At 61.5% G+C, this 19,108-nt stretch carries 19 protein-coding genes; 4 read left to right on the top strand and 15 right to left on the bottom strand.

The window, feature by feature from the left end; translation table 11 throughout:
- The first annotated feature begins 37 nt into the window (after window positions 1-37).
- On the top strand, window positions 38-295 hold the full coding sequence (locus ACZRMS_RS03125) for a terminase (RefSeq protein ID WP_463994083.1): 258 nt from the start codon (window positions 38-40) through the stop codon (window positions 293-295).
- A 99-nt stretch (window positions 296-394) separates the two neighbouring features.
- Here ACZRMS_RS03125 and ACZRMS_RS03120 read toward each other — a convergent pair whose 3' ends face one another.
- The 3 genes from ACZRMS_RS03120 to ACZRMS_RS03110 form a co-directional block, all read right to left on the bottom strand.
- Complete coding sequence (locus ACZRMS_RS03120) at window positions 395-1,192, bottom strand: acyl-CoA thioesterase (protein WP_463994082.1); 798 nt, start codon at window positions 1,190-1,192, stop codon at window positions 395-397.
- Between the two features lie 77 nt (window positions 1,193-1,269).
- A complete protein-coding gene (locus ACZRMS_RS03115; RefSeq protein WP_463994081.1) occupies window positions 1,270-2,037 on the bottom strand; it encodes a CHAD domain-containing protein in 768 nt (255 codons plus the stop codon).
- Between the two features lie 28 nt (window positions 2,038-2,065).
- The gene (locus ACZRMS_RS03110) at window positions 2,066-2,347 is read right to left on the bottom strand and encodes a hypothetical protein (RefSeq protein WP_463994080.1); all 282 of its coding nucleotides are present in this window, start codon (window positions 2,345-2,347) and stop codon (window positions 2,066-2,068) included.
- Window positions 2,348-2,692: 345 nt separating this feature from the next.
- On the opposite strand from ACZRMS_RS03110, the gene ACZRMS_RS03105 reads away from it, so the two are divergent.
- On the top strand, window positions 2,693-3,730 hold the full coding sequence (locus ACZRMS_RS03105; protein ID WP_463994079.1) for a patatin-like phospholipase family protein: 1,038 nt from the start codon (window positions 2,693-2,695) through the stop codon (window positions 3,728-3,730).
- Here ACZRMS_RS03105 and ACZRMS_RS03100 read toward each other — a convergent pair.
- The 8 genes from ACZRMS_RS03100 to ACZRMS_RS03065 all read right to left on the bottom strand — a co-directional run bounded on the left by ACZRMS_RS03100 (window position 3,697) and on the right by ACZRMS_RS03065 (window position 13,676).
- Window positions 3,697-4,398: a response regulator gene (locus ACZRMS_RS03100; RefSeq protein WP_463994078.1), complete on the bottom strand. Its 702-nt coding sequence runs from the start codon at window positions 4,396-4,398 to the stop codon at window positions 3,697-3,699. The two genes, ACZRMS_RS03105 and ACZRMS_RS03100, sit on opposite strands and share 34 nt — an antisense overlap.
- A 36-nt stretch (window positions 4,399-4,434) precedes the next feature.
- The gene (locus ACZRMS_RS03095) at window positions 4,435-7,101 is read right to left on the bottom strand and encodes a DUF4118 domain-containing protein (protein ID WP_463994077.1); all 2,667 of its coding nucleotides are present in this window, start codon (window positions 7,099-7,101) and stop codon (window positions 4,435-4,437) included.
- Window positions 7,102-7,225: 124 nt separating this feature from the next.
- Complete coding sequence (gene kdpC, locus ACZRMS_RS03090) at window positions 7,226-7,777, bottom strand: potassium-transporting ATPase subunit KdpC (RefSeq protein WP_463994076.1); 552 nt, start codon at window positions 7,775-7,777, stop codon at window positions 7,226-7,228.
- 20 nt (window positions 7,778-7,797) lie between these two features.
- On the bottom strand, window positions 7,798-9,870 hold the full coding sequence (kdpB, locus tag ACZRMS_RS03085; RefSeq protein WP_463994075.1) for a potassium-transporting ATPase subunit KdpB: 2,073 nt from the start codon (window positions 9,868-9,870) through the stop codon (window positions 7,798-7,800).
- Window positions 9,871-9,880: 10 nt separating this feature from the next.
- A complete protein-coding gene (gene kdpA / locus ACZRMS_RS03080; RefSeq protein WP_463994074.1) occupies window positions 9,881-11,575 on the bottom strand; it encodes a potassium-transporting ATPase subunit KdpA in 1,695 nt (564 codons plus the stop codon).
- 8 nt (window positions 11,576-11,583) lie between these two features.
- Complete coding sequence (kdpF, locus tag ACZRMS_RS03075; protein WP_048358668.1) at window positions 11,584-11,673, bottom strand: K(+)-transporting ATPase subunit F; 90 nt, start codon at window positions 11,671-11,673, stop codon at window positions 11,584-11,586.
- Window positions 11,674-11,959: 286 nt separating this feature from the next.
- Window positions 11,960-13,198, bottom strand: a complete 1,239-nt coding sequence (locus ACZRMS_RS03070) for a hypothetical protein (RefSeq protein WP_463994073.1) — start codon at window positions 13,196-13,198, stop codon at window positions 11,960-11,962.
- 28 nt (window positions 13,199-13,226) lie between these two features.
- The gene (locus ACZRMS_RS03065; RefSeq protein WP_048358670.1) at window positions 13,227-13,676 is read right to left on the bottom strand and encodes a YcgN family cysteine cluster protein; all 450 of its coding nucleotides are present in this window, start codon (window positions 13,674-13,676) and stop codon (window positions 13,227-13,229) included.
- 155 nt (window positions 13,677-13,831) lie between these two features.
- Between ACZRMS_RS03065 and ACZRMS_RS03060 the strand changes: the two genes are divergently transcribed.
- Entirely contained in the window at window positions 13,832-14,425 is a 594-nt protein-coding gene (locus ACZRMS_RS03060; protein ID WP_463994072.1) for a nitroreductase family protein, read from the top strand.
- 117 nt (window positions 14,426-14,542) lie between these two features.
- Here the strand turns inward: ACZRMS_RS03060 and ACZRMS_RS03055 are convergent, their stop codons facing one another.
- From ACZRMS_RS03055 to rnd, 3 genes are all read right to left on the bottom strand, one after another.
- Window positions 14,543-15,475 (bottom strand): D-2-hydroxyacid dehydrogenase, encoded by a 933-nt coding sequence (locus tag ACZRMS_RS03055; RefSeq protein WP_463994071.1) that lies wholly within the window; start codon window positions 15,473-15,475, stop codon window positions 14,543-14,545.
- 126 nt (window positions 15,476-15,601) lie between these two features.
- Window positions 15,602-15,895: a YcgL domain-containing protein gene (locus ACZRMS_RS03050; protein ID WP_463994070.1), complete on the bottom strand. Its 294-nt coding sequence runs from the start codon at window positions 15,893-15,895 to the stop codon at window positions 15,602-15,604.
- Complete coding sequence (rnd, locus tag ACZRMS_RS03045; protein ID WP_463994069.1) at window positions 15,892-17,025, bottom strand: ribonuclease D; 1,134 nt, start codon at window positions 17,023-17,025, stop codon at window positions 15,892-15,894. The genes ACZRMS_RS03050 and rnd overlap by 4 nt, the downstream gene beginning before the upstream one ends.
- 270 nt (window positions 17,026-17,295) lie before the next feature.
- Between rnd and ampC the strand changes: the two genes are divergently transcribed.
- Window positions 17,296-18,456: a class C beta-lactamase gene (gene ampC / locus ACZRMS_RS03040; RefSeq protein ID WP_463994068.1), complete on the top strand. Its 1,161-nt coding sequence runs from the start codon at window positions 17,296-17,298 to the stop codon at window positions 18,454-18,456.
- Here the strand turns inward: ampC and ACZRMS_RS03035 are convergent.
- Window positions 18,453-19,103: a class I SAM-dependent methyltransferase gene (locus tag ACZRMS_RS03035; protein WP_463994067.1), complete on the bottom strand. Its 651-nt coding sequence runs from the start codon at window positions 19,101-19,103 to the stop codon at window positions 18,453-18,455. The two genes, ampC and ACZRMS_RS03035, sit on opposite strands and share 4 nt — an antisense overlap.
- Between the last annotated feature and the right edge of the window lie 5 nt (window positions 19,104-19,108).

The raw sequence follows: 19,108 nt of genomic DNA, 5'->3' as shown, positions 1-19,108 counted from the left end.
TCAGCCAAGGCTGAACCCTTGAACAAGGAGAGCAATCATGGGCAAACGTCATCCCGATTTTCCGGCCTGGCAGTGGCGCTCGAACCCCCAGAGCCGTCAGAACGCAAAGAGTCAGGCACTGGACCTGATCGCCATTGCGATGATGGTGCTGGCCTTTCTACTGGTGGTCTCGGGCGTGTTCAGTGAAAACGCAACGAGCGCGGTGATTGGACTGATCGCCTTGTTTGCGGGGTTGGGGTTGCAGCGTCAGGGCCGCAAATCCGAAGCCAGACAACCGGGCAGTCAGGCCTTCTGATTGGGGGCTGTTCCCGTTTCATTGCGAGCCGCGTCGCTGCTCGCGCCGTGCCCTGCACCGCATGGGCTATCGTCGCGGCCGCAATGTAGCGGGAACACCCTAGCCAAACACCGCGACAGTCTGGCGGCTGATCGCAATCAGCTCCCCACCCGGAGCCCACAGATTGGCCGCCACATGCCCGTAGCCATCACGGGCATGCTCAATGACCGCCAGGTACTTGCACCACTCAAGGGTGCTGGCCGGCGGCAGCGGCTGCACGAACTCGATGGTCCAGGTCAGCGTGCTGCCCGCAGTCGGTTTGTTCAGCAGGGGCAACAGCGCAGGCGGCCAGGTGTCGACCAGCGCCAGCAAATGGGTTTCGGTCAGGGGCTCGTCCTTGACCTCACCGGCAAAACGCACCCACCCCCCCATTTCTCGCGTACCGCGACCGGAAAACGGCAATGCGCCCACGGCCCAGCCCATGGACAGGTGGCGCATGAATTCAGGGGTTATGCCCTTGATGTAGGGCAATAGCGGGCATTGCTCGGGCGGCGTCATCGCTGGCGCGGGCAACCCTTCGACCCGCGCCGCAGACTCGCGTGAGGCGCCAAAACTGCCTTGTACCAGAGTCACAACCTGACCCTCTTGCACAACACGTCCCAATACCTGGCTGACCGCCTTGCCTTCGCGCAATACCTCGACCTCAAAACGGATCGGCACATCGGCGGCCACGGGGCCCACAAAACTCACTGCCAACGAACGCAACGCACGTTCGGTCGAGACCTGCGCGCGCATGGCCTCGTACTGCAAAGCCACCACCAGGCCACCGAAACTGGCACGGCCCTGACCCCAGTCTGCCGGGATGGTCACGTCCAAAGGCGTGTTACGCACCGCTGCTACCAATTCGCAAAACTGCATAAGCACCTCTAGCCAGAAAAGTATGACGGGATACTACCCATCCATCTGACCCTGCACAGTGCTATATCGGCCAAACATCAGGAGTGAAAGCAAGCCGCGGTCAATTTGACCAGCGCCTTGTCAGCCCGCTTCTCACCGTGTTCAAGGGTTGCCTGCCATTGCGCAACACAGGGTTGCAAGTCGGGATGCTGCCCGGCCTGGACCAGCCACTGCCAGGCATCGTGCCACTCGCCCAAGGCCTGTTGCGCACCCTTGAGTCGCACCAGCACCTGCGGCGGTAGCTGATTGAGATCAGGGTAGGCCTCGGCCGCATAGCGCACGCGCTTGATCAGCAACCTGACACGGTGGCGATCATGGCCCGGATCATTGAGGGCTTTTTCCAGGGTTTGCCACTGTTTTTCAAGGACCTTTTCGATGCGCTGGCGCAAACCGCGCAACATGCCTTCACGCTCGGCGGCACGCAGAAAACGCGGGAACACATCAAGGATCATCAGCAACTGAGCCAGCTGTTCGCTATCTGCCACCTGGGCGTAACTGCCGTACAACTGCTGCAAGCGGCGCTGGGCCTGCGTCGTGTAGCCATTTTTCTGTAAATGCGCCGCCAGCACTTCAAGGTCGCGCAACGGTGTCGTCAAAACGCCCACCTGGGACGCCGACATCTCCAGCTGTACCACGCCCGGCAAGCCACGCAGCGGCCGCAACAGGCTGCGCAAGCGGCGCACCGTGGTGCGCAAGTCGTGCAGGGCCTCCGGGTCCGTGTCGGCTTCCAGGCGCGCCTGACAGGCCAGCAATTTGACCTCCAGACGCAGAATGTTTGCCACTATCCGGTCAACCAGCTCAGACATCCTCACACTCCCCCATTACCCCGCCGGCTCAACGCCCGGCGCGGGATTCACGAATATAGAAACGCGCCTTTTCGGCTTTTTTGCTGCAACCCTCAAACGCTTCGAATTGCTGCTGGGTTTTAGCCGCGGTCAGCAAGGACAGCGCCTTGGAGTAACTGACAGTGCCGGCAAAGCCTTCTGCCTTGGCCAGGTCCAGTTCATGCCAGGCTCCGTCCAGTTGCGCGGCGCAACTGTCACGGTAAGCCGTTTTGTTTCCCGCACAACCCGCCAGCGCCAGGGCAATCAACGGCACACAAATCCAGGCTTTCATGGTGTTTTCCTCAAAAATAAATGTTCAGTGCAATCTAAGACGGACAAACGGCGTAAAAGTGCCTTAGCCAGGGTCTGTTGACGTTTAGTTGTGAGCCGCGTCGCTGGGTCAAATTTTGCCAGGTAAGGCGCAGGGCGAAGGGAATGGTTGTTCCCTTCTCAAGCCCTGCAACGCAGCCTGGCGAAATTTGACACGCGACCCGAAGGGCCGATAGCCCATGTGGCGCGGCCACAACCAAACGTCAACAGACCCTAGCCTAGCTTGCAGATACGGGTTCTTCCCGAAAGCTGTCACTGCCGGCCACAAAAAGGCATTGTAGGTATCTGTCCGGGGAAAGGTAGGTTCATGAAAAAGCGTATTGCATTGGTATTGGGCTCAGGCGGCGCCCGCGGCTATGCCCACATTGGCGTGATCGAAGAGCTCGAAAGCCGGGGCTATAACATCGCCTGCATCGCCGGCTGCTCCATGGGCGCGGTGGTCGGGGGGATTTACGCAGCCGGCAAGCTTGACGTGTACCGCGACTGGATTCAAAGCCTGGACTACCTCGATGTGCTGCGGCTGGTGGACGTCAGCTTTCGGCTGGGGGCCATTCGCGGCGAGAAAGTCTTCGGCCAGATCCGCAACATCGTCGGCGAAATTAATATCGAAGACCTGCGCATCCCTTACACGGCCGTGGCCACCGACCTCACCCACCAGCAGGAAATCTGGTTTCAGGAGGGCTGCCTGCACCAGGCCATGCGCGCCTCAGCGGCAATCCCCAGCCTGTTCACCCCGGTGATGCAAGGCAACCGGATGCTGGTCGACGGCAGTCTTCTCAACCCGTTGCCCATCGTGCCGGTGGTCTCCAGCCATTGCGACCTGATCATCGCCGTCAACCTGAATTCAACCCAGCAGAGCAACTACCAATTGCCTGTCATCCAGCGCCCTGCCGCCTTCAAAGGGCGCTTTGATCATTTGATGAGTTCGTTGGGTTCGCGCATGCCGTTTCGCACCAAACATGCCGAACAATTGCTGAACCTGGAACAGGAAATGCTCCACCCCCTGGCCGAGCCCCTGCCCGACCCCTGGCTCGACTCGACCCGACCCGCACGCCCTGCGCCAGCCCAGGGCTCGCCCAAATCGGCCACCGGTTCGGTGATCGTCGACAACGTCGGCCCGGCCTCACTGCTGGACCTGATCAACCAGAGTTTCGAGGTGATGCAAACCTCTTTGGCGCAATACAAGATTGCCGGTTACCCGCCGGATATCCTGATCAACGTACCCAAGCGCGTGTGCCGGTTTTTCGAGTTTTACAAAGCCCAGGAACTGATCGCCCTCGGCCGGCAAATTGCCAAGGACACCCTGGATCGCTACGAAAATGAAGACGGGTCCAACAACCGGTAACCGACCCCGGCCTCGGTCACGATAAACCGCGGACAGGTCGGGTCATCCGCCAGCTTCTGACGTAAATGACCGACGACAATGCGCAGGTAATGGCTGTTCTCGATGTGGGTCGGGCCCCAGATATCCTTGAGCAATTGCTGCTGGGTGATGACCCGCCCGGGATGGCGCGCCAGCTGCGCCAGTACGGCGTATTCCTTGCGGGTCAGGGCCACCTCGACACCGTCCAGCAGCACCCGGCGAAAGGCCAGATCCACCACCAGCGGGCCGAGCTCCAACGCCGGCTCCTGAGCCTCGCCCGCAGGCGCCTGACGCAATAACGCGCGAATCCGGGCCAGAAATTCCTGAATACCGAAGGGCTTGGTCACGTAATCGTTGGCCCCGCCGTCCAGCGCCTGGACTTTTTGCGCCTCGCTGGCGCGAACCGAAAGCACCATCACCGGCACCCCGGACCATTCGCGAAGCTCGCGCAGCACCTGCTGGCCGTCCATGTCCGGCAACCCCAGGTCCAGCACCAGCACATCAGGTTGCCTGAGCGCTGCCAGGCTCAACCCTTCAGCGCCGGTGGCCGCTTCCAGCACGGTGTAGCCCTGGGACACCAGGCTGATGCGCAGAAACTTGCGGATCTGCGGTTCGTCGTCGATGACCAAAATGGTCGCACTCTGGCTCATGGCTTGTTGTCGCGGCAAAGGAATGGCCAAAGAGTATCAGTCTTCACGCTCTGCCTCTTCATGCTCAAGGCCTGGCTGCTCGGGCAACGGCAGGTACAGAGTGATACAGGTGCCCTGCCCGCCAATACCATCACCCACAGTGATCCGCCCGCCATGGGCTCCGACCATGCCCAGGCAAATCGCCAGCCCCAGCCCCGTGCCTTGCCCGCCACGATCGCCCCGGGCAGCGGTGTAGAACATGTCGAAAATACTCGCCCGTTCCTCTTCGGGTATGCCAGGTCCCTGATCGCTGACGGCAAACCACAACTGCACCCCGTCCGCTCCCGCCGTGAGTTGCAACTGACCATGGGCCGGTGAAAAACGTGCGGCGTTCTCCAGCACATTGACCAGCGCCTGCTCGATCAATGCGGCATGGACGTGCAACAGCGGCAGTTGCGCCGGCACATCAACCTGCACCTGCAGGGGCGCCAACACCGCACGCAGGCGGTTCAGGGCACTGCCCACGATGTCGGCCGGCGATACCCAGTCGCGGGCCAGCTTCAGCGCGCCGTGGCCCAGGCGAGTCATGTCCAGCAGGTTCTGGATATAGCGGTCCAGTCGCTCGGCCTCATCACGGGTGCCTTCGAGCAGATCACGCCGGTCTGCCAGCGGGATTGCCTCGCCCAGCGCCAGCAAGGTGTCGATACTGCCGCGCATGGTGGTCAGCGGGGTGCGTAAATCGTGGGACACCGACGCCAGCAGCGCACTGCGCAACTGCTCGGTTTCGCCATGCAGGCGGGCGGCTTCAAGGTCTTGTGCCAGGCGCGCACGCGCCAGCGCCTGGGCCAGTGGCTGACTGAGCGCCATCAGCAAGCGCCGACGCTGGCCACTCAACTGCTGCCCTTCTTTGGGGCACACACCGAGCAAGGCCAGCGGTCCTTCTTCGGCGCTTATCGGCCACCACCACCAGCGGCCCATGGGCAAGGTACCCGTGCCCTTGCCGGCCGGCTGGTCGTGGGCCCAGGCCCAGTCCGCAGCGGCGCGTTCAGCTTCGGAAAACTGCAACGGCCCGCCAGTTTCCACCTCCCAGCCACCATTGCCATCGCGGTTGAGCAAGCACACATCCAGTTCTTTGCAGCCGCTCAAATGCTGACCCGCAGCATTGACCACGGCCTTGCGGTCAGTGGCGGCGGTGAGCTTTCGCGACAGGTCGAGCAGTTCGGTGGTTTCTTGCTGGGTGTCCCTCAGGGCCTGCAACTGGCGGCGCTGGCGGGAGGCCAGGTTGCCGGTCAGCGCGGCCATCAGCAGGAAGAACAACAGCGTCAGCACATCTTCTTCGCGCTGAATGTTCAAAGAGAAATTGGGCGGGATAAACAGAAAGTCGTAGGCCAGAAAAGACAGCGCCGCACAGGCCAGTGACGGCCCCAGGCTGCTGCGCACCGCCACCAGCAACACGGCGGCCAAAAACACCAGCGAGATATTGGGCAGCGCCAGCACACCGGACACCCCCCAGGCCAGGGCGCTGGCCAGTACCGTGGCAATCAGCGCCAGCCCATAGTCGAACCACACCAGCGTGCGTTCGCTGCGGTTGGCGGGTGGCGTGGGCGACTGCTCGTTGTCGAGCACGTTGATTTCCAGGCCATGGGCATCGCGCAACAAGCGCGACGCCAGCCCGCCACCGAACAGGCGACGACGCCAGGTCAGGCGCGATTGCCCCACCAGCAGCAAACTGGCGCGGCGCTCGCCGGCGTGTTGAATCAGGGTCCTGGCCACTTCGCCTGCGCGCAGCAACACCACTTCGCCGCCGAGGCGCTCAGCCAGTTGCTGGGCGCTTTGCAGGCGCAGGCGTGATTGCTCGTCACGTACCGTGCCGTTGTCCACATGCACCAGGCTCCAGGGCAAATGACGGCGTTCCGCCACCCGGCTTGCGTGACGCACCAGGCGCTCGGCATGTACATCGCCATCAATCCCCACCAGCAGCCGGCCACGCAGCGCCGGGGCCGATTGCCCCTGCTGGCGATAGCCTTTGTCCAGCTCATCATCGACGTACACTGCCGCCGTCTGCATCGCCAGCTCACGCAAGGCGTTGAGGTTGGTCTGGCTGAAAAATGCATCGATCGCCGCCCGCGCCTGCTCCGGCACATACACCTTGCCCTCGCGCAGACGCTCCAGCAGTTCACGGGGCGGCAGGTCGATCAACAGCAGCTCGTAGGCTTCCTGCACGATCCAGTCCGGCACGGTTTCACGCACTTGCACCCCGGTGATGCCGCGCACCTGATCGTTCAGGCTTTCCAGGTGCTGGACGTTGACCGTGGTGTACACGTCGATCCCGGCCGCCAGCAATTCCTGCACGTCCTGCCAGCGTTTTGCATGACGGCTGCCGGGGGCGTTGCTGTGGGCCAGTTCATCGACCAGCACCAGCGTGGGCCGGGCGGCGAGCAGGCCGTCCAGGTCCATCTCTTCGAGCTGCACCCCGCGATACTCCGAGCGCAGCATCGGTTGCTGGGGCAAGCCGTTGAGCAACGCTTGCGTCTCGGCCCGACCATGGGTTTCAACCACCCCCGCCAGCACCGCCACTCCTTGCCGGAGCTGAGTGTGGGCCGCCTGCAACATGGCGTAGGTTTTGCCCACTCCGGGTGCCGCACCCAGGAACACCTTGAGCCGGCCACGGCCTGCCCGTGGCAAATCAGCTAACAGCGCATCGGCGCGACCGGAATGGCTCATGTTTTTACCTGTAAATCGGGGGTGTGTGACCTGTGGGAGCGGGCTTGCTCGCGATGACATCGACCCGGCTTCAATGAAGTACCGCGTCGCCAGCATCGCGAGCAAGCCCGCTCCCGCAGGGGGGTCAGTGGTTGAGCTGCGCCAACGCCTGATTCAGCAGCAGGACGTTAACCACCGGCGGCCCTACCAGCGGCTGCTCGATATGGCTTTCAACCAGCCGTTCAACGGTCTGTACCGGCAAGCTGCGCGCTGCAGCAACCCGTGCCAGTTGATAGCGAATTGCCTGTGGTGGCAAGTGCGGGTCCAGCCCGCTGCCCGAGGTGGTGAGCATCGCCAATGGCACCGGGCCCTGGCCGTCGACTGATTGTTCAGCGGCGCTGGCCTTGACCCGTGTGGCCAGTGCCGGGTTGCTCGGCGCCAGGTTACTCGCGGCACTGGAAACCGTGGCAAACGCCCCCGCCGATGGCCGTGGGTGGAACCAGCTGTCACCCGTGAAATTCTGCGCGATCAGTGCCGACCCCAGCACCTTGCCGGCACTGTCACGTACCACGCTGCCATTGGCCTGTTCAGGGAACGCCAGTTGCGCGATCCCGGTCACGGTCAGCGGGTAGATCACCCCGGTGATGGCGGTCATCAACAGCATCAGGCTCAGGGCCGGACGTAAAAAAGCAGTCATGTCATTTCCCCTTCAGGTGGTTAAACCAGATGCACAGCGGTGAGCAGCATGTCGATCAGCTTGATGCCCACAAACGGCACCACCAGCCCGCCCACGCCATAGATCAGCAGGTTGCGGCGCAGCAAATGAGCGGCACTGGCTGCCTTGACCCGCACCCCGCGCAGGGCCAGCGGGATCAGCACCACGATGATCAGGGCGTTGAACACAATGGCCGACAGGATCGCGCTTTGCGGGCTGCTCAGATGCATCACGTTGAGCACCCCCAGTTGCGGGTAGATCGAGGCAAACAGCGCGGGCAAGATCGCGAAATACTTGGCCACGTCGTTGGCAATCGAGAACGTGGTCAACGCGCCGCGTGTCACCAGCAACTCCTTACCGATTTGCACCACATCCAGCAGCTTGGTCGGGTCGCTGTCGAGGTCGACCATGTTGGCCGCCTCACGTGCAGCCTGGGTGCCATCGTTCATGGCCATGCCCACGTCAGCCTGGGCCAGTGCCGGGGCGTCGTTGGCGCCGTCACCGCACATGGCCACCAGCCGCCCGTCATTCTGTTCGTGACGAATGCGTGCCAGTTTCTTCTCCGGCGTGGCCTCGGCCAGCACGTCATCCACCCCGGCTTCGGCGGCAATCGCAGCAGCGGTCAGCGGGTTGTCACCGGTCACCATCACAGTGCGGATCCCCAGCTTGCGCAACTCGGCAAAGCGCTCGCGGATCCCGGGCTTCACCACGTCCTTGAGGTGAATCGCGCCGAGCAAACGGCCCTGGGCGCACACCAGCAAAGGCGTGCCGCCGCTTTGGGCGATCTTGTCGATTTCTCGCGACAGGGCGGGCAGCAGCTCGCCGCGTTTGAGGCCGACAAACGCCAGCACCGAATCCACGGCCCCTTTGCGGTACACCCGACCGTTGCAGTCGATACCCGACAGGCGCGTTTCAGCGGTAAATGGCACCGCCGTAAAGTCGGACACCGGCAGTTCAGGCAGGTCGTAATGCCCCCGAATGAATTCGACGATGGACCTGCCTTCGGCTGTTTCGTCTGCCAGCGAGGCCCGCAACGCGCCCTCGGCCAGCTCTTTGACGGTCACGCCGGGGGATGCATACAACGCCGTGCAGCGACGGTTGCCAAAGGTGATGGTGCCGGTCTTGTCGAGCATCAGTACATGCACATCACCGGCCGCTTCCACCGCACGCCCGGATTTGGCGATCACGTTCAGGCGCACCAGACGATCCATACCGGCGATACCAATGGCCGACAGCAAACCGCCGATGGTGGTGGGGATCAGTGTCACCAGCAGCGCCACCAAAAACACCAGCGGCAGGCTGCCACCGGCGAAGTAGGCAAACGGCTGCAAGGTCACTACCACGATCAGGAAGATCAGGGTCAAGCCGATCAGCAGAATATCCAGCGCCACTTCGTTGGGGGTTTTCTGGCGTTTGGCGCCTTCAACCAGGGCGATCATGCGGTCCAGTGTCGACTCGCCCGGGTTGGCGCTGATTTGCACCAGCAACCAGTCACTCACCAGTCGCGTGTTGCCTGTCACCGCCGAACGATCACCGCCCGACTCGCGGATTACCGGTGCGGATTCGCCGGTAATCGCCGCTTCGTTGACCGCGGCAATCCCTTCAATCACCTCGCCGTCGCCGGGGATCATCTCCCCCGCTTCGACGCGCACCACGTCCCCCTTGCGCAAACGGGTGGCGGGCACCACTTCAAAACCGCCCGTGGCCGTGCGACGACGCGCACTCAAACCCACGCTGCCCGCCTTGAGGCTGTCGGCCCGGGCTTTACCCCGGCCCTCGGCCAGGGCTTCAGCAAAGTTGGCGAACAACACGGTAAACCATAGCCAGAGGGCGATTTGCACCGCTACGCCGGTAGGTACCGCAGGCTCGGGCATAAAGCACAGCACGGTGGTGAAGAGGGCAGTCAGCTCGACCACCAGCATCACCGGTGAGCGCTTGAGCTGGCGCGGGTCAAGCTTGACGAACGCTTGCAGCAACGCCGGGCGCCAGATATCGGCGAACGACGTTTTCGGTGACTCGGGCACCTTGACCTCAGGCGTGGGTGTCAACTTTGAAACAGGAGCAGGCATAGTCATCATCGTCTCCTCAGAAGCCCAGGGTCAGTTGTTCAGCGATTGGGCCAAGGGCCAGCGTCGGCAAGAAGGTCAAGCCGCCCACCAGCAAAATGGTCACGGTCAACAGCGCTACAAACAGCGGGCCGTGGGTCGGAAAACTGTCCTGGCCAATCGGCGCGGTTTTCTTCAGCGCCAGGCTGCCTGCCAACGCCAGCACCGGCAGGATGTAACCAAAGCGCCCGATCAACATGCCCAACCCCAGCATCAGGTTGTAGAACGGCGTGTTGGCGTTGAGCCCGGCAAACGCAGAGCCGTTGTTGGCACTGGCCGAAGTGAAGGCGTACAGAATCTGGCTGAAACCATGGGGGCCAGGGTTGCTCACTGACGCCACGGCACCGGGCAGCACAGCCGCTATCGATCCCAGCACCAGCACGCCCACCGGCATCACCAAAAGCGTGACCACCAGCAACTGCACTTCTTTGGCTTGCAGCTTTTTACCCAGGTACTCCGGGGTTCGACCGATCATCAAACCGGCGAGAAACACCGCGATCAGCACATTGAGCAGCATGCCGTAGAGCCCGGCACCGACGCCGCCGAAGATCACTTCACCGACCATCATGTTGACCAGCGCCACCATCCCGGTGAGCGGGTTGAGGCTGTCATGCATGGCGTTAACCGAGCCGTTGGAGGCCGACGTCGTGGTTTCGGTCCAGAGCACTGAACCCGTGGTGCCGAAGCGCACTTCCTTGCCTTCCAGCGGCGCAGTTTGCTCAACCAGCGGGCTGTTGAGCGCCGGGTTGGGCTGGTGTTCGGCATACAGCGCCGTGCCGCCGCCGATCAGGAACAATGCCAGCATGCAGGCGACAATGGCCCGGCTCTGGCGCAGGTCCTTGACGTAATAGCCAAAGGTGAACACCAGCGCCACCGGGATCAGAATGATCGACGCCAGCTCGAACAGGTTGCTCCAGGCGCTCGGGTTCTCGAACGGGTGCGCCGAGTTCACGCCGAAGAAGCCGCCACCGTTGGTGCCCAGTTGCTTGATCGCAATCTGGCTGGCTGCCGGGCCCAGCGGAATAACCTGATCTGCGCCTTGCATCGTCACTGCATCGACGTAATGGGCGAAGGTCTGTGGCACGCCCTGCCACACCAGGAACAGCGCCAGCACCAGGCACAACGGCAACAGGCCGTAGAGGGTGGCACGGGTCATGTCGACCCAGAAGTTGCCCAATGTGTGCGCAGAGCGACGGCTGATGCCCCGGCACAACGCAACCAGCACCGCCAGACCGGTGGCCGCGCTGACAAAGTTCTGCACGGTCAGGCCGGCCATCTGGCTGAAGTAACTGAGGGTCGCTTCGCCGCTGTAGCTCTGCCAGTTGGTGTTGGTGACAAAGCTCACGGCGGTGTTGAAGGCTTGCGTCCACTCTTGCCCCGGCAACTGCTGCGGGTTGAGCGGCAAATATTGCTGAAGCAACAGAATCGCAAACAACAGCACGAAGCCCGCCAGGTTAAAGGCCAGCAGGGCCAGGGTGTATTTTTGCCAGCTTTGCTCGATGGCCGGGTCCACCCCGGCGATGCGATAGCAGACTTTTTCGACGGGCCCCAGCACCGGGCTCAGCCAAGTGCGCTGGCCTTCCATCACCTTGTAGTAAAAGCGCCCCAGCCAGGGCGCGGGCAATAGCACCAAGGCGAAAAAGGCGAGGATCAGCCCATAGTCATAACTGTGCATACCCGCTCCTAGTTCCGATCTGCGCGCAACAGCGCAACCAGCAGATAAACGAACAGTGCCACTGCCAACAGCAGCGACACACCATCCAGAACGCCCATGGCAACTCTCCCGAAGCGGCACTTGCCGCGTATGGAGAGAGTGTGGGGAATGAGGGCGTAAAGGATCGAGACCCAGGGGGGTGCGGGGGCGTAAAGAAGGCGTAAAGAAGCAGGCAAACATGTGGGAGCGGGCTGGCTCGCGACGGGATCGCCGCAGTGCGCCTGATAGACCGCGGCGCCTGAATCGCGAGCCCGCTCCCACAGGAGACTGGCCTGGCGTCGCTTTTGTAGCCGCTGACGAGCGTAGCGAGGCTGCGATGGGCCGCATAGCGGCCCCATGACAGGATCAGCGCAACAACGGGGTGTCCAGCACCTCAGAGGGGCCGCCCAGCACGCTTTCACTCAGCTGGATAAAGCTTTGGGTATTGACCTTGTCCATGCGCATCAGGGCCTGGCTCACGTCGTCCAGCGAGCGCTTGTTGTGGGTTTGCAAACGGATTTCGCGGTCCAGCGCCTGCAACAGCGTAACTGCCCGCGCAACTGTTGCCGGGTTGGCCTGCGGGCCGCGCAAGCGGGTCACGCCCTTGCCGGCAGCATTGAGTTTGCGTTGCAGGGTCAGGTAACGCTCGTCACTCATGCCGCCCGCGCGGCGCATCAGTTCGATGGCGTAGTACTCGCTCACGCCTTCACCGATCCAGTCATGGCCCGGCTCGTCGTTGATGCCGCTGAACAGTTGCACCACTTCACGCAACAACGGGCTGCTGCCGCTTTCGCTGACCAGCGGCAAACCGCTGTAGACGTAAATCGAGTTGCGCGCCGCTGCGCTGCCTTTCCACATCGGGCTGCCCGCGCCGACAATCAGCAGTTTGGGCGGGTTGCGCGGGAACACGGCCTGGATTTGCGGCCACACGAACGTGAGCAAGGTCAGCACATCCATACGGTGCATGCCCTGCCCTTTCGGTGCACTCACCGTCACTTCGGTTTCGCCCAGGGTGGTACGGCGACTGCCCAGGTTGCCCGCGAGCATCCAGCCGGTGGGCCGATCAAACAGGCGCGACACATCGTCGATACGAAAACGGTTTTTGCCGATGCGCGGCCACGGGGTTTCAACGCTTTTCCAGCCTTTGGGCAATTCAAACTCAAGGCGCGACACCAGCTCGGTGCCGTCTTGCTGATCCAGGCTGGCGGGCGGGATCAGGTCTTCACCGCGAAACAGCGCCCAATCGGGCGTGATGCGGGTGTCAAAGCTGCCGTTCTTGCGCGGATGGCTCAACTGCACGCGGTAGCTCAGGCTGGCCTTGCCCGGCGCGGGATGCCACAGGCCGCGACTGTGGGCAGGATCGGCACTCAGTTGCCATTGCCCGTCTGCCTTGAAGTCGGTGTAACTGCCCGGCGCCCCGAGGTCGAAATCCAGGCTGCGCACGGCCGAACCCTCGGCCAGAGTGACCCGCACCTCGGCCTGGGCGCTTTGCGGCAGCAGGCGCACGTGGTAGTTCAGGTCGACTTTTTGCGCAGCCCACAGCGGACCGCCGCCGAACAACAGCAGCAGGCCCAACCCCAATGGCAATTTGTAACGCAGCGGCATACACACTCCTTGCAAACCGCTCCGGCACTTAACCGGCGCGGAAAATCAGATGATCTTCCCAGTCTTCTTCCGGCACGCTGCCTTCAGCGAGCATGCGTCCGGACTGCGAAATACGTTCATGGTGCACAGCGTCACGGTCGCCGCAGACCAGGTGATGCCAGAGCGGCAGGTCCTTGCGCTCGCTCACCAGACGGTAACCGCAGGTCGGCGGCAGCCACTTGAACTCTTCGGCCTTGCCCGGCGACAGCTGAATACAGTCCGGGACTGAATCACGACGGTTCGGGTAATCGGTGCACTGACAGGTTTTCAGGTCGAGCAGTTTGCAGGCAATGCGCGTGTAGTAGACGCTGTTGTCGTCTTCATCTTCGAGCTTTTGCAAGCAGCACAACCCGCAGCCGTCGCACAGCGACTCCCATTCCTCTTGATCAAGTTGATCGAGGGTTTTGCGGATCCAGAACGGTTCAACGATTGCGGCCATGGCTCAAAAATCAACATCAGGGAGTGGAAAAGGCCGCCAGTCTAGTGCCCAAGGCCCTACGGGCCAAGTGCTTGTGACTGACGGTGTAACTGGACTTGTCACATTAATGGCTTAACAGTAGCTTTGTGCCTGAAAAATCAACTCAGGAAAATCGAATGCCAGCCTCCAACCGCATAGCCGAACACCGGATTCATGAGCAATTCACCCAGCGCTGGTCGCCCCGCGCCTTTACCGACGCAACCATCGACAAAGCGACCTTGATGAGTTTTTTCGAAGCCGCACGCTGGGCACCGTCGGCCTACAACGCACAGCCCTGGCGCTTTCTGTTCGCCCTGCGCGGCACGCCTGACTTCGAGCGTTACCTGAGCCTGCTGGTGGAGTTCAACCAGGGTTGGGCCAAGCATGCCGCCGCGCTGGTGGTGATTGTGTCCAAAACAAGCTTTGCCGCCCCGGGCACCACCGAAGAAAAACCTGCGCCGACCCACGCATTCGACACCGGTGCAGCCTGGGGCCATCTGGCCTTGCAAGCGCATCTGAGCGGCTGGCATACCCACGGCATGAGCGGCCTGGATTTCGAACGTGCGCGCAAAGAGCTGAAAATCCCTGAAGGCTATGCCGTACAGGCCATGGTTGCCATCGGCAAGATTGGGGACAAGTCGAGCCTGGTGGACTACCTGCAAGCCAAGGAAGTGCCAAGCCAGCGCGAGCCGCTGAGCAAGCTGGTCGCCGAAGGTGATTTCAGCTTGTAAGCACATCACGTCCTTGTGAGAACGGGCTTGCCCGCGATGCAGACCACGCGGTCTAACTGATAAACCGCGCTGATGTCATCGCGAGCAAGCCCGCCCCCACAGGGACAAGCTGCGATTTCAATACCCGCGGTCGAAGTCCACTTCACCACGCAGGGGCTGGCCTGCCTGATACGCCCGCAAGTTGTCGACAAACAGTTGCACCATCAACGGCGGCGAAGTGGGTGCAGAGCTGTGACCGGTCAGCAGCAAGCCCCAGGCAGTCCAGAATGGGTGTTTGGACGGCAACGGTTCCTGACGGCACACATCGATGATCGCGCCCGCCAGATGCCCCTGACGCAAGGCCTCCACCAGGTCGGCATCGACCACTGCCACACCGCGCCCGGCGTTGATGAACACGCCATTGGGATTGAATTGCGCAAACAGCTCGGCATCGTACAGATCATGGGTCTGCGCAGTGTTGGGCAACAAATTGACCACGTAGTCCATCTGGCCCACCAGCCGCGGCAGATCACTCAAGGTCGCCACTTCGGTAAACGGTTCCTGCTCTCGGGCGCTGCTGGCGATGGCGTACAGCTCAACACCAAACGGCAACAGAAACTGCGCCACGGTCTGGCCAATATCCCCGGCACCGACGATCAGGACCTTGCGCCCGACCAGGCTCTGGCCCATGCGGTTGTCCCACTTGCGCTCGACCTGGCTGACCAGCCGGGCCATGACTTCACGCTCGTGACCGAGCATGTAGGTCAAGACATACTCAGCCATCACCTGGCCAAAAATACCCACCGCACGTGTCAGCCGGTAATCACGGGTCAGACCTTCTGCCAGTAACGGGGTGATGCCGGCCCAGGTCGATTGCAGCCACTGTGGCTTGTGCCCCTGGCGCAACAGGGTCGCCAGCAGATCCGGCTGGCCCAGCCACACCGGGCACTCGGCGGCCATTTTCGCCAATTGCGCCGAGTCGCCGCTGGTCTGCACTTGCAGATCGGGGGCGGCTTGCTGCAAAAGCCTGGCGTACAGCGGGTAGTCGTTCTCGGCAATCAGGACACGCATGTTTCTAACCTTTCTAAACCACTGCCAGCACCCGTCGCCGAGGTTTGCCTCGTCACGTTCGGCCACCGCCAATCAATATGAGTCCGTTTGACACAGGCGCCCGGAACCGGGCACCTGACGTTGCACTTACATCGGGTCGTTGCGACGCAACAGCTCTTCGGGCAAGTGCTCGATATATTCGTCTTCGGCCGGAGGCATTTGCAAGTGATAGCCCTGGGTATCCAGGTTTTCCAGCACCTTGTTAATGTCCTCGCGGGACAGGGCGCGCTCCGGGCTCAGCACCAGGTCAAAGGCATGGTGCGGCTTGCCAAAGGCGGCCAGCAAGGTTTCCGGCACTCGCTCAAGGGCATCGGCCTTGAGCACATAAAGATACATTTCGTTGCGTTTGAGGCTGCGGTAGATCGAACAAATACGTTTCAAGACGGTTCTCCAGCGGTGGCTAGGCTATCGAGCAAGGCCTGGCCCATCAGCTCACGGCGCCAACCGCGCAGTGAGTCCGGCAATTGATAAGGGCCATTGGGGAAGCCACTTTTGAGCAGGGCTTCCAGGGTTTTCTTGCGCAGCATCAGTTCCGGCGCGATGTTCAGGCGCTCGGCCTGTGCCTGGCCAATGGCACGCAGGCGTTTGATCAACAACGCGGCTTCCACCGGCAAAGGCTCCGGTACGGCAGGCGGCCATTGATCCGGCGGTAGACTGCCAGCACGCTTGATCAGATCAAGTAAAAATTCGCCGTCCTGACGCACGGTGCGCGGGTGCATGTCTTCAATACGCGCCAGCGCGACCAGGTTGTCGGGCTGGGTTTTGGCCAACGGCCACAATGCGTGCTCGCGGATGACGCGGTTACGCGGCAGATCCCGGGCACGGGCTTCGTGTTCGCGCCAGGCGCAAATTTCGCGCAGCACGGCCAGTTGATCCCTTGAAAGCTTCCACGCCAGTTTGGCTTCGCGGTACACCTCGTACGGGTCCACTTCGCGGCGCAGGTTGGCGACCAGTTCGGCACCGTCCTCCAGCACCCAGTCGTACTTTTCATCCGACAGACGCGGACGCAACAGCACATACACTTCCGCCAGATGCTGGGCATCTTCGGCGGCGTAGCTGATCTGGGTTTCCGACAGCGGGCGTTGCAGCCAGTCGGAGCGGGTTTCGCCTTTGGGCAGGTCGAGGTCGAGCACTTCCTTGACCAATCGCGAATAACCCATGGAGAAGCCCAGGTTCAGGTAGGCAGCTGCCAGTTGGGTATCGAACAATGGCACCGGCAGGCTGCCGGTCAGGCGTAGCAAAACCTCAAGATCTTCGCTGCAGGCGTGCAGTACTTTGACCACCGACGGATTTTCAAGCAATGCCGACAGGGGCTGCCAGTTGTCGATGGTCAACGGGTCAATCAGATAAGCCCGGGTGCCGTCGCCAATCTGAATCAGGCCGGCAATCGGGTAAAAGGTGTCGACCCGCATAAATTCGGTGTCGAGGGCTACGAACGGCAAATGCTGCCATTCGGCGCAATGTTGGCCGAGGCTATCGTTGTCGCGAATCCAGTGAATATCGATGGCCACACGGCTCTCCCTTGAAGAATGGCGCGCAGTATATATCGCCGCCAGATATATCGCCGCCAGAGTTTTCCCGACATTGATTCGCGATGTTGTGCACGAAAAACCCTACAAAAATCAAATCCACAACCTGCATTCAAACAACCTCTTTCGGCGTAGGTTGCCCGGATCCACAACACACATACTTCGTTACAACACATTATGTGACAAGCCGGTAGAGTCGCCGCTTAAAAGACGCGAGTAAATTTGCGCCGTACAAAAAACGAGGATAATCCAATGCAAATGTCCCGCAAGCTGTCAGGTATTGCTCTCTCAATGGTAGGTCTTTGTGCTTTTACCAATGTGGCCCAGGCGGAAAATCCTGCACCCACGCTCGATGCCGTGGTACAGAACGGTGCCCAACACGTGATGGAGCAATACGCCGTGCCGGGCCTGGTCATCGCGGTCAGCGTCAATGGCAAGCAACACTTCTACAACTACGGTGTGGCGTCAAAAACCACCCGCGCCCCCGTGACCCCCGACACGCTGTTTGAAGTGGGCTCCATCAGTAAAGTGTTTACCGCCACCCTGGCCACTTATGCCCAGGCCAAGGGCCAGCTGTCGCTTACGGACACGGTTGCCAAGTACGAGCCAGCACTTGAGGGCACGCCTTTTGGCAAGGTGATGCTGAGCCATCTGGCCACCCATACGGCAGGCGGGTTCCCGTTGCAGGTCCCGGACAGCGTGCAGAACGAACAGCAACTGATGGATTACCTCAAAACCTGGAAACCCGTGTACCCGACAGGCACTCAACGAAGCTATGCCAACCCCAGCATTGGCATGCTGGGCGTGATTGCCGCCAAGAGCATGAACATGCCTTTTGACCAGGCGATGGAGCAACAACTGTTCCCGGCCCTGGGGCTTGAAAGCAGCTATTACACCGTACCGGCGAGCAAAATGGGGCTCTATGCCCAGGGCTATAACAAGCAGGACGAACCGGTCAGGCTGAGCGCCGGCGTGCTCGGCAACGAAGCCTACGGCCTGAAGACCACGGCCCGTGACCTGATCCACTTTACCGAGTTGAGTTTGGGCCAGGGCAAGCTGGGCACGGACCTTCGCCGCGCACTGACCGACACCCGTACAGGTTATTTCCGGGTGGGCCCCATGACTCAGGACCTGATCTGGGAGCAGTACCCCTACCCTGTCGAGCTCAAGCCGCTGCTGGTGGGCAACTCGAACAAAATGGCCTACGAGAATAATGGCGCAATCGCCCTCAACCCGCCCCTGGCGCCACAGCAAGCGGTATGGGTCAACAAGACCGGCTCAACCAACGGTTTTGGCGCGTATGCGGTCTTCGTGCCGGCCGAGCAAAAGGCAATCGTTATCCTGGCCAACAAAAACTACCCCAACGACGCACGGGTCGAGTTGGCGTACCAGATCCTCAAAGCCCTGAATTAAGTCTCTTTGCGCAAGATATAGATGCTGCCCATGTCACAACCGGGCAGCACTTCGTATTGTTTGAGGATGCTGAAACCTGCCACTGCAAACTGGTCTTCAATCTCGGCCTTGCTCACCACGATACGTTGCAGATCATTGACCTGAGCCGACGAACGAGCAACCGGCACCGACAGGATCAGACTGTCACGGCTGACCCGGTGCAGCTCACGCAAAATCGCCAACCGGTGTTCACTGTCACGCACATGGTGGAACAACTGCATGCAAAAAATGCAGTCCACCGCGTTTTCGGACATGTCGATAGAGAACACCGAGCTTTGAAACAGCTTGATGCGGGCCAGCAGACCGGCGCAATGATGAGTCCGGGCGTGCTCGAGCATGCCTTGAGAAGAGTCCGCCGCCAGAATCACCCGGTTGCCGTGTTCGGCCAGCACCGGCCAGAAACGCCCGGCACCGCAGGCCAGGTCCAGCACCAGGCCCGGCTCGCCCGCGACCTTGAGTGCACGGCGCACCAGACGCTTTTCGCGCCACAAGGCCAACCTGCGCACGAGCCCTTGCGGCCGTGCCTGCAGGCAAACCTTCGCATGCTCGCGGTCGTAACGCTCGGCGAACTCAAGCTCAATACGGGTAGACGGTAGTTGCGATGACATGGCCC

It is taken from the genome of Pseudomonas sp. B424, from assembly GCF_055408345.1.
This window is presented reverse-complemented; position numbering and strand designations above follow the sequence as displayed.